Source organism: Streptomyces sp. NRRL F-6676 (assembly GCF_000725625.1).
Classification (GTDB): Bacteria; Actinomycetota; Actinomycetes; order Streptomycetales; family Streptomycetaceae; genus Streptomyces.
On sequence record NZ_JOHS01000016.1, the window covers coordinates 45,136 to 57,913 of the forward strand.

A 12,778-nucleotide genomic window follows, 5' to 3' on the forward strand; every position below is an offset into this window, starting at 1 on the left:
TCCGAGGACCGTCCGGCCTCAGTCCTTGTGGACGCTGCCGTCCGGGTCCAGTCCCCGGAAGGAGAGCAGCACGATCAGGATGCCGCCGCACACGATCGCCGAGTCCGCCAGGTTGAAGACGGCGAAGTGCTTGGGCGAGATGAAGTCGACGACCGCGCCCTTGAAGACGCCGGGGGCGCGGAAGACGCGGTCGGTGAGGTTGCCGAGCGCGCCGCCGAGGAGCAGGCCGAGCGCGATCGCCCAGGGCAGGCTGTAGAGCTTGCGGGCCAGGCGGGCGATCACCACGATCACGGCGGCCGCGATCACCGTGAAGATCACCGTGTACGCCTCGCCGAAGCTGAAGGCGGCGCCCGCGTTGCGGATCGCCTCCAGCTGGAGCCAGTCGCCGATGAGGCGCACGGGGGCGTGGTGCTCCAGCTTCGCCACCACGATGAGCTTGCTGACCAGGTCGAGGGCGTAGGCGAACGCGGCCACGGAGAACAGCACGGCGATCCGCCGCCGGCCGCGAGGACGCGCGGCGGCGTCCCCGGAGGGCTCGCCGCGTTCTTCGCCCTCCGCGCGCGCGGAGGCGTCGTCGGCCCGCGGGGAGCCGCCGTCCGCCTTCGTGGCCTCCTCCACCGGCCGGCCGTCGGACGGCGGGGCGGGGCGCGCCGCGGCCCGGTCACCGGCCGCGGCGGCCTGTGCGCGGGCCTCCTCCGGCCCGCTTCCCGCCGCTTCCGGGGTGTCCGGCGTACCGATGATGCGCTCCGCCTCTGCCACGTGAATCCCTCAACCTAGGTACCTGACTGAGGACGAGAGTACGACACGTCACCGTCACAGCAGGCGCTCAGGAGGGGTTCAGAAACGGCGTTCCTGCTTCTGCTTGCACTCCACGCACAGCGTGGCGCGAGGGAAGGCCTGCATGCGCGCCTTGCCGATGGGGTTGCCGCAGTTCTCGCAGAGGCCGTAGGTGCCCGTGTCGAGCCGGTCGAGGGCGCGCTCGGTCTGTTCCAGCATCTCGCGGGCGTTGGCGGCGAGGGCCAGTTCGTGCTCACGCGTGATGTTCTTGGTGCCGGTGTCGGCCTGGTCGTCGCCGGCGCCGTCCCCCGAGTCGCGCATCAGGCCGGCGAGCGCCCGGCCGGAGGAGTCGAGCTCGGTGCGCAGCCGCATCAGCTCGGACTGGAGTTCGGCCCGGGCCTCCGCGACCTCGTCCGGGGTCCAGGGGTCCTCGCCGGAACGTACCGCGAGCTCACCGGGGTCCACCGCGGCGAGCCGCGCCTTGGGCACGGGGGTCGGGTCCTTCGCCGCCGTGGCCGTGGCCGGAGTCTTCTTAGCAACCACCGTGGGCTCCCGTCTGCTTCGCGGGGTGGTTCGGATCGTGTGGTGCCGGGTGCTTCGCCGTCATGGGCCACGCCTCTTCACGGAAGTGATGTACTCGCTCGCGAAATCGTTCTGGGACGATAAATCGACTTGTGACCCCCGGCAACGGGGCGTGCCGGTGGGGGATCCGCCCCGCGGGCGCCGGGCGGCGAGCATGCAAGCGTTGTGCCCAGCTCCCGGCCGGGTAATCCGCCCGGCGCCCGTCCCGGAATCCCGTACGCCGCCGCCGCGCCGTTCGGGTCACCCGCGGCCGGGGACCGCGGGCCCGGGCCGTCCCGTAAACCGGTCGGCCGCTGTCGGCCCGGCGCCGTACACTGGGCGGAGCGAAAAAGCGTGGATGGGGACGAGTAGCGGCGTACGCAGCCCAGAGCGACCCGGGGACGGTGGAAGCCCGGGGGCGAGCGCGACGCGAAGATCACCCCGGAGCCGCCGGAAGAAAGCCGCAGCGGGCCGCCGTCACCGGGGCCTGCGGCGGCGAGTAGACCCGGTATCGCGACCCCAATGAGGGGGCTCACCGGAGCGCAGGGTGCGCCGGCGGGCCAAGGAGGGTGGTACCGCGGGAGCCCGCCGCACACGGCGTACGCACGACAAGTGGCTCTCGTCCCTCCGACGGAAGGCAGCAAGTCCGTTGGAGGAATCTCGCTGATGACAGCGCCGACGTACCGCCAGGTGCCCGCCCAGGTCGACCTGCCCGCGCTCGAGCACGCGGTGCTCGACTTCTGGCGCGAGCAGAAGATCTTCGCCAAGACCCTGGACCAGTCCGCGGGCCGCCCCGAATGGGTGTTCTACGAAGGTCCGCCCACCGCCAACGGCATGCCGGGCGCCCACCACATCGAGGCCCGCGTCTTCAAGGACGTCTTCCCCCGCTTCCGCACCATGCGCGGCTACCACGTGGCGCGGAAGGCCGGCTGGGACTGCCACGGCCTCCCCGTCGAGCTGGCGGTCGAGAAGGAGCTGGGCTTCACCGGCAAGCAGGACATCGAGGCGTACGGCATCGCCGAGTTCAACGCCAAGTGCCGCGAGTCGGTGACGCGCCACACGGACGCCTTCGAAGAGCTCACGACCCGCATGGGGTACTGGACCGACCTCAAAAACCCCTACCGCACGATGGACCCCGAGTACATCGAGTCGGTCTGGTGGTCGCTGAAGGAGATCTACACCAAGGGCCTGCTCGTCCAGGACCACCGCGTCGCCCCCTGGTGCCCCCGCTGCGGCACGGGCCTGTCCGACCACGAGCTCGCCCAGGGCTACGAGACGGTCGTCGACCCCTCCGTCTACGTCCGCTTCCCGCTCACCTCCGGCCCGCTGGCCGGCGAGGCCGCGCTCCTGGTGTGGACGACGACGCCCTGGACGCTGGTGTCCAACACGGCCGTCGCCGCCCACCCCGGCGTCACGTACGTCGTCGCGACGAACGGTGCGGAGAAGCTCGTCGTCGCCGAGCCGCTGGTCGAGAAGGCGCTCGGCGAGGGCTGGGAGAGGACCGGGCAGTCCTTCACCGGCGCCGAGATGGAGCGCTGGACGTACCAGCATCCGTTCGAGCTCGTCGAGTTCACGGAGCCGGCCCACTACGTGGTGAACGCGGACTACGTGACGACCGAGGACGGCACCGGTCTGGTCCACCAGTCCCCCGCCTTCGGCGAGGACGACCTCAAGGTGTGCCGCTCCTACGGGCTGCCCGTCGTCAACCCCGTGCGCCCCGACGGCACCTTCGAGGAGGACGTCCCGCTGGTCGGCGGCGTCTTCTTCAAGAAGGCCGACGAGAAGCTGACCGAGGACCTCAAGGAGCGCGGTCTGCTCTTCCGGCACCTGCCGTACGAGCACAGCTACCCGCACTGCTGGCGCTGCCACACCGCGCTGCTCTACTACGCGCAGCCGTCCTGGTACATCCGCACCACCGCCGTCAAGGACCGCCTCCTCCAGGAGAACGAGAAGACCAACTGGTTCCCGGAGCGGGTCAAGCACGGCCGGTACGGCGACTGGCTCAACAACAACATCGACTGGGCGCTCTCCCGCAACCGCTACTGGGGCACCCCGCTGCCCGTCTGGCGCTGCGCGGAGGACCACCTCACGGTGATCGGCTCCCGCGCGGAGCTCACCGAGCTGACCGGCACCGACCAGTCCGGGCTGGACCCGCACCGCCCGTTCATCGACGAGGTCACCTTCGCCTGCCCCCAGGACGGCTGCGGGGCGACGGCCACCCGCGTGCCCGAGGTCATCGACGCCTGGTACGACTCGGGCTCGATGCCGTTCGCGCAGTGGGGCTACCCGTACAAGAACAAGGAGCTGTTCGAGAGCCGGTACCCGGCGCAGTTCATCTCCGAGGCGATCGACCAGACCCGCGGCTGGTTCTACACGCTGATGGCCATCGGCACCCTGGTGTTCGACAAGTCGTCGTACGAGAACGTCGTCTGCCTGGGCCACATCCTGGCCGAGGACGGCCGCAAGATGTCCAAGCACCTGGGCAACATCCTGCAACCGATCCCGCTCATGGACCAGCACGGCGCCGACGCGGTCCGCTGGTTCATGGCGGCCGGCGGCTCGCCCTGGGCGGCCCGCCGGGTGGGCCACGGCACCATCCAGGAGGTCGTCCGCAAGACGCTGCTGACCTACTGGAACACGGTCGCCTTCCAGGCCCTGTACGCCCGTACGTCCGGCTGGGCGCCGAGCGGGGCGGACCCGGCCCCGGCCGACCGTCCGGTGCTCGACCGCTGGCTGCTGAGCGAGCTGCACGCGCTGACCGACCAGGTGACCCAGGCCCTGGAGGGCTACGACACCCAGCGCGCCGGCAAGCTGCTCTCCGCGTTCGTCGACGACCTGTCCAACTGGTACGTGCGCCGCTCCCGGCGCCGGTTCTGGCAGGGCGACAAGGCGGCGCTGCGCACGCTGCACGAGGTCGTCGAGACGGTGACGAAGCTGATGGCCCCGCTGACCCCGTTCCTCACCGAGCGGGTGTGGCAGGACCTGGTGGTGCCGGTGACGCCGGGGGCGCCGGAGTCCGTGCATCTGTCCTCCTGGCCGGAGGCGGACCTGTCCGCGATCGACCCGGAGCTGTCGAAGCAGATGGTGCTGGTGCGGCGGCTGGTCGAGCTGGGCCGGGCCACGCGCGCGGAGTCCGGCGTCAAGACGCGCCAGCCGCTGCGGCGGGCGCTGATCGCGGCGAACGGCTTCGAGTCCCTCGACCCCGAGCTGCACGCGCAGATCACGGAGGAGCTGAACGTCGAGTCGCTGGCCGCGCTGAGCGAGGTCGGCGGGTCCCTGGTGGACACCACGGCCAAGGCCAACTTCCGGGCGCTGGGCAAGCGGTTCGGCAAGCGGGTGCAGGACGTGGCCCGGGCGGTCGCGGCGGCGGACGCGGCGGCGCTGTCGCTGGCGCTGCGCGAGGGGACGGCGTCGGTGGAGGTCGACGGCGAGAAGATCACGCTGGCGCCGGACGAGGTGATCGTCACGGAGACCCCGCGGGAGGGGTGGTCGGTGGCCTCGGACTCCGGGGCGACGGTCGCGCTGGATCTGGAGATCACGGAGGAGCTGCGGCGGGCGGGGCTCGCGCGGGATGCCATCCGGCTGATCCAGGAGGCGCGGAAGAACAGCGGGCTGGATGTGGCGGACCGGATCGTGCTGCGGTGGGACGCGGTGGAGCCGGGGGTGGTCGCGGCGCTGTCCGAGCACTCCGGGTTGATCGCGGACGAGGTGCTGGCGACGGAGTTCGTGCGGGGGGAGGCGGACGGCTCGTACGGCGATCCGTTCACGGAGGACTCCCTGACCCTCACGTTCCGCCTCCGCAAGGCGTAACCCTCCGGGGGCGGGGGATTTTTCCCTCGCCCCCGCCGCCCCTGCCCATTCCCGACCCCCGGGGGCTGCGCCCCCGGACCCCCGAAAAGATTGCGCAGTTCCCCGCGCCCCTGTCAGGGGCGCGGGGAACTGCGCGAAAACGGGGCGCAGCCCCGTGCCGGGTCCAAGGGCGGAGCCCCTTGAAGGGACGGGAAGGGAAGGGGCGGCGGGGGCGAGGACAAGCAGTCCACGGGACCCCGCAGCCCCCTGCCGCACAACGCGAAGGCGGCCCTGGAGGGGGGAACCCTCCGGGACCGCCTTTCGAGCCCGCCGACGGCTCGCCGTGTGGCTACACCGCGCTCAGTTGTCGTCCTCGTCGATCAGGAAGCCCCGCATCGGAGAGGGAGCCTGCCCCATCGGCGACGGCCCCTGCGGCCGCACCGGCGCCATCGGCTGCGTCATCGCCGGCGTCATCTGCTGCTGCCCGCCGTACGACGGCGCCGACGGCCCCTGGGGGCCACCCATCGGCTGGTTGCCGCCGTAGGACGGCGCGCTCGCACCCGCCGGAGCCATGGACGGCGCGGACGGCGACGGCAGCGACGCCGTGGCCGGCGTGCGCGGCGGCGCCAGCGAGTCGTCGGCCTGGGTCTCCAGCTGACGCAGCTGCGACTCCAGGTACGACTTCAGCCGCGTGCGGTACTCGCGCTCGAAGCCGCGCAGATCCTCGACCTTGCGCTCCAGCGTGGCGCGGGCGGACTCCAGGGAGCCCATCGCGACGCGGTGCTTCTCCTGCGCGTCCCGCTCCAGCGCGTCGGCCTTGGCACGGGCGTCCCGCTCGAGACCCTCGGCACGCGAACGCGCCTCGCCGACGATCTTGTTGGCCTCGGAGCGGGCCTCGGCGATCGCCTGGTCGGCGGTCTGCTGGGCCAGCGAGAGGACACGCGCGGCACTGTCGCCACCGGGACCCTGGCCGGGGCCGCCCATCGGACCGCCCATCGGGCCGTGGCCGCCCATCGGACCGCCCATGGGGCCGCCCATCTGCTGCATGGGCGGCTGGCCGCCCATCGGTCCCTGGCCCATGGGACCGGGGCCCTGACCCATCGGGCCGGGACCCTGCGGGCCGCCCTGACCGCCACCGGGGCCGGCGGGCAGCTGCGGCGCACCGCTCGGCAGCTGGGGCGGACCACCCATGGGGCCACCCATCTGCTGCTGCGGCGGGCCCGATATGCCGGCGGGCACCGGAGCGCCGGGTCCTCGCATGCCCTGCTGCGGGTGCCCCTGCTGGTGGGGACCGCCCTGCTGGTGCGGTCCACCCTGCTGGTGGGGGCCGCCCTGCTGCTGGTGCGGGCCGCCCTGGTGCGGCGGTCCGTCCTGGCCCTCCGGGGGCTTGCGCATGTTCTGCTGGTTCTGCGCGGCGGCACGCGTGGCCGCGGCCAGCTTGGCGCGCAGATCCTCGTTCTCGCGCAGCAGCTTGGTCAGCTCCGCTTCGACCTCGTCGAGGAAGGCATCGACCTCGTCCTCGTCATAGCCTTCTCGGAGGCGGACGGTCGTGAACTGCTTGTTCCGCACGTCCTCGGGGGTCAACGGCATTTCTTCACCTCAACGTTGTCGTCGGCAGTCGGCAGGCCCATGTCGTCCACGCTCATCCCAGTGCACTACCCACGAGGGAGATCAGGATGTAGACGATGATCATCAGTACGAAGAAGGACAGGTCGAGCGCCACGCCCCCGAGACGCAGCGGCGGGATGAACCGCCGCAGAAGCTTCAGCGGTGGATCGGTGACAGTGTAGGTCGCCTCGAGAACGACCACCATCGCCCTGCCGGGTTGCCATGAGCGGGCGAACTGGAAGACATAGTCCATGACCAACCGGAAGATGAGCACCACGAGGAAGCACATCAACACGACGTAGACGACCTGCACCACCACGCCCATGATCCGTGCGTCCCTCTCCCCTGTTCCTGTGCGTCATTCCTCGTCCTGCCGGGCACTGCTTCTCAGCTCTGGTTGAAGAACCCGCCCTCTGCGATGCGGGCCTTGTCCTCCGCCGTGACATCGACGTTAGCAGGAGACAACAGGAAGACCTTCTGCGTCACCCGCTCGATGCTGCCGTGAAGACCAAACACCAGACCGGCCGCAAAGTCGACAAGTCGCTTCGCGTCTGTGTCATCCATCTCAGTCAGATTCATGATCACCGGGGTGCCCTCACGGAAGTGTTCCCCGATGGTACGGGCCTCGTTGTAGGTCCGGGGGTGAAGAGTCGTGATCCGGTACGGCTCTCGTTCCGACACGACCTTGGGCATGATCACCGGTGCGTTCTTCTCCAGGCTGGCGCGTTCTTGTGTGATGGATGCCACGGGCGCGATGCGTGCCGGACGTCCGGATTCCGCGGGAAGCGAAGCGGCGTGGGGCAGTGGGTCGCGTGGCGCGGGCGGCTGTACCGATCGTGCCGGTTCGTCCCTTTGCGGCTGAAGTGACTGGTGTGACGGCTCGTGCCGGCGACGCTCCCGTTCGGGCTCCGGGTCGAGCTCCGGTTCGAAGTCGTCGTCGGGGTCGAACCCCCTGCCGTCGTACCCATCGTCCTCCACGAGGCCGAGGTAGACCGCCATCTTGCGCATCGCGCCGGCCATGCTCCGAGTCCTCCGCTCTGTGGTGGATCCACTGACGACTTGCCAAGTGCCCGCGATCCACGAGGTCGTTACGCCCGCCTACCAGCGGTAATGACCATATTTTCTGCTGTGGTCCGACTTCCTGGCGACGTTACCCGAGCCCGGGGCGGACTCCGAGTACCGCAGTGCCGACGCGTACATGTGTCGCTCCGGCCGCCACGGCCTGTTCGAGGTCCGTACTCATCCCCGCGGAAACCATGTTCGCAGCAGGATGAGTCCGGCGCAGTACGGTCGACAAATCCATCAACCGCTCGAACGCCGCCTGTTGACGTCCCGCGTACTCCCCGGTGAGCGGCGCGACGGTCATCAGTCCGTCCAGCCGCAGTCCGGGGGCCCCGGCCACCAGGGAGGCCAACTCCCCGATGCCGTCGGGTCCGATGCCGCCGCGCTCGCCCCGTCCGCTCTCCCCCGCGTCCAGCGCGACCTGGAGCAGACAGCCGACCTCGCGGCCGGTCCGGTCCGCCTCTCTGGAGAGCGCCGTGACGAGCCGGGCGCGGTCGACGGACTGCACGAGTGCGGCATAACCGAGCACGGAACGCACCTTGTTGGTCTGCAACTGGCCCACGAAGTGCCAGGTGAGCGGCAGATCCGAACAGGCGGCGGCCTTGGGTGCCGCGTCCTGGTCCCGGTTCTCCGCGACGTGCCGCACACCGAGTTCGGCGAGGAGGCGCACGTCGCTCGCGGGGTAGGTCTTGGTGACCACGATCAGGGTCACCTCCTCCCGCCCGCGCCCCGCGGCCGCGCACGCGGCGGTGATGCGGTCCTCCACCTGTGCCAGGTTCGCGGCGAGTTGTGCCCTGCGGTCGGTCATGTTCCTTCAGTCCAGCCAGACATAGCCGGCGAGCCGCCCGGTGGTGCGGTCGCGGCGGTAGGAGAAGTGGTCCTGCGACTCCCGGGTGCACACCGGGGAGCGCACCCGGTCGTGCACGCCAAGGCGTTCGAGCTGGGCGTGCACTCCGGCGGCCACGTCGAGCGCCGGCGTACCCCAACTCGTCTCGGCGTGCGCCGCCGGCTCGACGGCGGCGACCTCGGCGCGCATGGCCTCGGGCACTTCGTAGCAGCGGCCGCAGACGGCGGGGCCGGTGCGGGCGGTGATCCGGGCCGGGTCTGCGCCGAGCGCGGTCATGGCGCGCACGGCGGCGGGAACGACACCGGCGACCATGCCGGGCCGTCCGGCGTGCGCGGCGGCGGCGACCCCGGCGACGGGGTCGGCGAGCAGGACGGGCACGCAGTCGGCGGTGAGGACGGCGAGGGCGAGGCCGCGGCGGGTGGTGACCAGGGCGTCGACGGCGGGAAGTCCGGCGGGGCCGCTCTCCCAGGGTCCGTCGACGACGGCCACGTCGGCGCCGTGCACCTGGTTCATCCACACGACGGCGCCGGGGGCGATCCCCAGGGACTTCGCGGCGAGTTCACGGTTGGTGCGGACGGCGTCGCCGTCGTCGCCGACCGCGCCGCCGAGGTTGAGCTCCTCGTACGGAGCGGCGCTCACCCCGCCCCACCGGTCGGTGAAGGCGAAGTGCGCGCCACTCGGGTCGGGAGCGTCGAAGGGGCCTATCACTTGAGGAAGTCCGGAACGTCCAGTTCCTCGGCGGCGCTGTCCGAGTACGTCCGCGACGGCGGGACCGGCGGGCCGGCCGGGAGGTCGTTGACCGGCTCCGGGGCGGGCTCGGGCGCGGCCTCCTTGGGGGTGACGCTGCCGAGCGAGCCGAAGGACGGGCGGCTCTCCGCCTGCCGTACCGGGGCGGGCTCCTCGCGCTTGGCCGAGGCCGAGCCGAGGACGGTGTCCCGCTTGGACGGCGGCTGACCGCCGTCGAACCCGGCGGCGATGACGGTGACCCGCACCTCGTCGCCGAGCGCGTCGTCGATGACGGCGCCGAAGATGATGTTGGCCTCGGGGTGCGCGGCCTCGCTGACCAGTTGGGCGGCCTCGTTGATCTCGAACAGGCCGAGGTCGGAGCCGCCGGAGATGGAGAGCAGCACGCCCCGGGCGCCGTCGATGGAGGCCTCGAGCAGCGGCGAGGAGATCGCCATCTCGGCCGCCGCCACCGCGCGGTCGTCGCCGCGGGCCGAGCCGATGCCCATGAGCGCCGAACCGGCCTCCGACATGACGGACTTGACGTCGGCGAAGTCGAGGTTGATCAGGCCGGGGGTGGTGATGAGGTCGGTGATGCCCTGGACACCGGAGAGCAGGACCTGGTCGGCCGACTTGAAGGCGTCCAGGACCGAGACCTGGCGGTCCGAGATGGACAGCAGGCGGTCGTTGGGGATGACGATGAGGGTGTCGACCTCTTCGCGGAGCTCGGCGATGCCGTCCTCCGCCTGGTTGGCGCGGCGCCGTCCCTCGAAGGTGAACGGGCGCGTGACCACGCCGATGGTGAGGGCGCCGAGCGAGCGGGCGATGTTGGCCACGACGGGTGCCCCGCCGGTGCCGGTGCCGCCGCCTTCACCGGCTGTCACGAAGACCATGTCGGCCCCCTTGAGGACCTCCTCGATCTCCTCGCGGTGGTCCTCCGCGGCCTTGCGGCCGACGGCCGGGTTGGCTCCGGCGCCGAGTCCGCGGGTGAGTTCGCGGCCGACATCGAGCTTGACGTCGGCGTCGCTCATCAACAGCGCCTGTGCGTCGGTGTTGATGGCGATGAACTCGACGCCCTTGAGACCGACCTCGATCATCCGGTTGATGGCATTGACACCACCGCCGCCGACACCGATGACTTTGATGACTGCGAGGTAGTTCTGCGGTGCTGCCACGTCGAAGGCCTCTCGCCTCGAGTTACGTGTCGCCGCATCACCGGAGCACTGCCGGCCCCGCGATCCGACGACTGATGCCGAATGGGACGGTCCGAACGCCGACCCGAACCCTAACGCTGAAGTTTAGGGTTACCAGTGTGTCTGTTCCTTGAAGTCTTCTGAACAGGACACTAAGTCGACAAGTGGCGCGCGTTCAACGAACACGCCGAACCTCCCGTTTTTCTTTTCACCCTATGTGATCAGCCGTAGCGCTGCCCAACCAGGGTGCTGGCCTGCGCGGATGTGCGTCAACTCCCCGCTGACGCCGGGGCGGTGGGCACGCTCACGTCGAAGTGGCGTGCGCGCGGTGCCGCTTTCATGAGCGCGGTGAGGGTACGCGCCTTCGCGCGCCCCTGCTCGGCGCTGCCCCACAGCACGCTGCGGCCGCCGCTCAACTCCAGCGTGATGGAGTCGTAGGAGCGGACCGTGACGGTACGGGTGGTGCGGGCCACCGCGGCCGGGAGGTCGCGGGCGACGTCCACCGCCGCGCGCGTCAGCCGCTCGGCGGGGAAGCGGCGGGCGGAGGCACCGCGGGCCACGGTCAATTCCAGCAGCGGGGTGCCGTCGGGAATGCGGGAGACGGTGGCGAAGCGCACGCCCTTTTTGTCCACTTCGACATATTTTCGCGCTTTATTATCTTTTTGATTGTCACCCGACTTTTCCGTTGCGCCGGTTTTCTCGATCACGAGGACCGGGACACGCTCCGTGACGTTCAGCGTGATTCCGTGCGGCCAGGAGCGGGAGACGTCGACGGTGTCGATACGGGGCAGCTCCTCGCGCAGCCGCGCCTCGATCCCGTCCGTGTCGACGGACAGCAGCGCGTCGCCGAGCGGCACCCGGGCCGTCGTGCGCACCTGCTCCGGGGTGAGCACCCGGGTGCCGGAGACGGAGACGTGCTCGGCGCGCAGCCACGGGGAGCCGTAGAGCAGCCAGCCGAGGCCGGTGCCGAGGACCACCGCGGCCACGGCGAGCAGGACGAGGGTGCGGCGGCGGGGCAGCCGCCGCAGGGGCGGCCGGGGCGGGCCGGACTTCTTCGGCTGCTGCCGTTCGCCGCGTTCGGCGGTGGTGGGTCCGGCCACGCTCCTGCCCTTTCGTCATACGGTGCTAACGGCGCGAGGCGATCGCCTCGTACACCATGCCGACGAGCAGTTCGTCGGCGTCCCGGCGGCCGAACTCACCGGCCGCGCGCGACATCTCGTACAGCCGGTGCGGGTTGGCGAGCACGGGCAGGACGTTGTCCCGGACCCAGTCGGGGGTCAGTTCCGCGTCGTCGACCAGCAGTCCGCCGCCGGCCTTGACCAACGGCTGGGCGTTCAGCCGCTGTTCGCCGTTGCCGATGGGCAGCGGGACGTAGGCGGCCGGGAGCCCGACGGCGGAGAGTTCGGCGACGGTCATCGCGCCCGCGCGGCAGAGCATCATGTCGGCCGCGGCGTACGCGAGGTCCATCCGGTCCAGGTAACTTACCGGGATATAGGGGGGCATCCCCGGCATCTGCTGCACCTGCGGCAGTTCGTTCTTCGGGCCGACGGCGTGCAGGATCTGGATGCCGGCCTGCTGGAGCCAGGGGGCGACCTGCTGGACGACCTCGTTGAGCCGCCGGGCGCCCTGCGAACCGCCGGAGACCAGCAGCGTCGGCAGATTGGGGTCGAGCCCGAACGCGGCCCGGGCCTCGGGGCGCATGGCGGCCCGGTCCAGGGTGGCGATGGTGCGGCGCAGCGGGATGCCGATGTACCGGGCGCCGCGCAGCTTGTTGTCCGGGGTGGAGACGGCGACCTGGGCCGCGTACCGCGAGCCGATCTTGTTGGCCAGCCCCGGGCGGGCGTTGGCCTCGTGGATCACGATGGGCACGCCGAGCCGCTTGGCGGCCAGATAGGCGGGCAGCGCCACGTAACCGCCGAACCCGGCCACGGCGTCGGCCTTGGTGCGCTCCAGCACCTGCTCGGCCGCCTTGATCGTGCCGCGCAGCCGGCCCGGGACCGTGATCAGCTCGGGGGTGGGCCGGCGCGGCAGGGGGACGGCGGGGATCAGCGCGAGTTCGTAGCCACGTTCGGGAACGAGACGTGTCTCGAGTCCGCGCTCCGTGCCCAGGGCCGTGATCCCCACGGTCGGGTCCTGCCTGCGCAGGGCGTCCGCGAGGGCGAGCGCGGGCTCGATGTGGCCGGCGGTCCCTCCACCGGCGAGGACGACATGCACCGAA

General features: G+C 71.1%; 11 protein-coding genes. 1 reads left to right on the forward strand and 10 read right to left on the reverse strand.

Going from position 1 to position 12,778, the window contains the following annotated elements; translation table 11 throughout:
- Positions 1–18: 18 nt before the first annotated feature.
- Entirely contained in the window at positions 19–759 is a 741-nt protein-coding gene (gene lspA / locus IO29_RS13225; RefSeq protein WP_030380312.1) for a signal peptidase II, read from the reverse strand.
- 78 nt (positions 760–837) lie between these two features.
- Positions 838–1,320 carry a TraR/DksA family transcriptional regulator gene (locus tag IO29_RS13230; RefSeq protein ID WP_234307542.1) on the reverse strand — a complete coding sequence of 161 codons (483 nt, stop codon included), beginning with the start codon at positions 1,318–1,320 and terminating at the stop codon, positions 838–840.
- A gap of 684 nt (positions 1,321–2,004) precedes the next feature.
- Here IO29_RS13230 and ileS point away from each other — a divergent pair.
- Positions 2,005–5,148 (forward strand): isoleucine--tRNA ligase, encoded by a 3,144-nt coding sequence (gene ileS / locus IO29_RS13235; protein WP_030380314.1) that lies wholly within the window; start codon positions 2,005–2,007, stop codon positions 5,146–5,148.
- A 339-nt stretch (positions 5,149–5,487) separates the two neighbouring features.
- On the opposite strand, the gene IO29_RS13240 is transcribed toward ileS, so the two are convergent.
- The 8 genes from IO29_RS13240 to murG all read right to left on the reverse strand — a co-directional run bounded on the left by IO29_RS13240 (position 5,488) and on the right by murG (position 12,774).
- A complete protein-coding gene (locus tag IO29_RS13240; RefSeq protein ID WP_030380315.1) occupies positions 5,488–6,717 on the reverse strand; it encodes a DivIVA domain-containing protein in 1,230 nt (409 codons plus the stop codon).
- A 52-nt stretch (positions 6,718–6,769) separates the two neighbouring features.
- A complete protein-coding gene (locus IO29_RS13245; RefSeq protein ID WP_006143575.1) occupies positions 6,770–7,060 on the reverse strand; it encodes a YggT family protein in 291 nt (96 codons plus the stop codon).
- 62 nt (positions 7,061–7,122) lie between these two features.
- On the reverse strand, positions 7,123–7,755 hold the full coding sequence (locus IO29_RS13250) for a cell division protein SepF (protein WP_030380316.1): 633 nt from the start codon (positions 7,753–7,755) through the stop codon (positions 7,123–7,125).
- 130 nt (positions 7,756–7,885) lie between these two features.
- The gene (locus IO29_RS13255) at positions 7,886–8,605 is read right to left on the reverse strand and encodes a YggS family pyridoxal phosphate-dependent enzyme (protein ID WP_030380317.1); all 720 of its coding nucleotides are present in this window, start codon (positions 8,603–8,605) and stop codon (positions 7,886–7,888) included.
- A 6-nt stretch (positions 8,606–8,611) separates the two neighbouring features.
- A complete protein-coding gene (gene pgeF / locus IO29_RS13260) occupies positions 8,612–9,352 on the reverse strand; it encodes a peptidoglycan editing factor PgeF (protein ID WP_030380318.1) in 741 nt (246 codons plus the stop codon).
- The gene (gene ftsZ, locus IO29_RS13265) at positions 9,349–10,542 is read right to left on the reverse strand and encodes a cell division protein FtsZ (protein ID WP_030380319.1); all 1,194 of its coding nucleotides are present in this window, start codon (positions 10,540–10,542) and stop codon (positions 9,349–9,351) included. The genes pgeF and ftsZ overlap by 4 nt, the downstream gene beginning before the upstream one ends.
- A gap of 287 nt (positions 10,543–10,829) precedes the next feature.
- Positions 10,830–11,660 carry a cell division protein FtsQ/DivIB gene (locus tag IO29_RS13270; protein ID WP_030380320.1) on the reverse strand — a complete coding sequence of 277 codons (831 nt, stop codon included), beginning with the start codon at positions 11,658–11,660 and terminating at the stop codon, positions 10,830–10,832.
- 25 nt (positions 11,661–11,685) lie between these two features.
- Positions 11,686–12,774 (reverse strand): undecaprenyldiphospho-muramoylpentapeptide beta-N-acetylglucosaminyltransferase, encoded by a 1,089-nt coding sequence (gene murG, locus IO29_RS13275; protein WP_030380321.1) that lies wholly within the window; start codon positions 12,772–12,774, stop codon positions 11,686–11,688.
- Positions 12,775–12,778: the final 4 nt, after the last annotated feature.

Bases quoted from the DNA above. Each gene is read 5' to 3' on its own strand.
- IO29_RS13250 (WP_030380316.1), bottom strand. From the start codon at position 7,755: ATGGCCGGCGCGATGCGCAAGATGGCGGTCTACCTCGGCCTCGTGGAG.
- ileS (WP_030380314.1), top strand. From the start codon at position 2,005: ATGACAGCGCCGACGTACCGCCAGGTGCCCGCCCAGGTCGACCTGCCC.
- IO29_RS13240 (WP_030380315.1), bottom strand. From the start codon at position 6,717: ATGCCGTTGACCCCCGAGGACGTGCGGAACAAGCAGTTCACGACCGTC.
- IO29_RS13255 (WP_030380317.1), bottom strand. From the start codon at position 8,605: ATGACCGACCGCAGGGCACAACTCGCCGCGAACCTGGCACAGGTGGAG.
- IO29_RS13245 (WP_006143575.1), bottom strand. From the start codon at position 7,060: ATGGGCGTGGTGGTGCAGGTCGTCTACGTCGTGTTGATGTGCTTCCTC.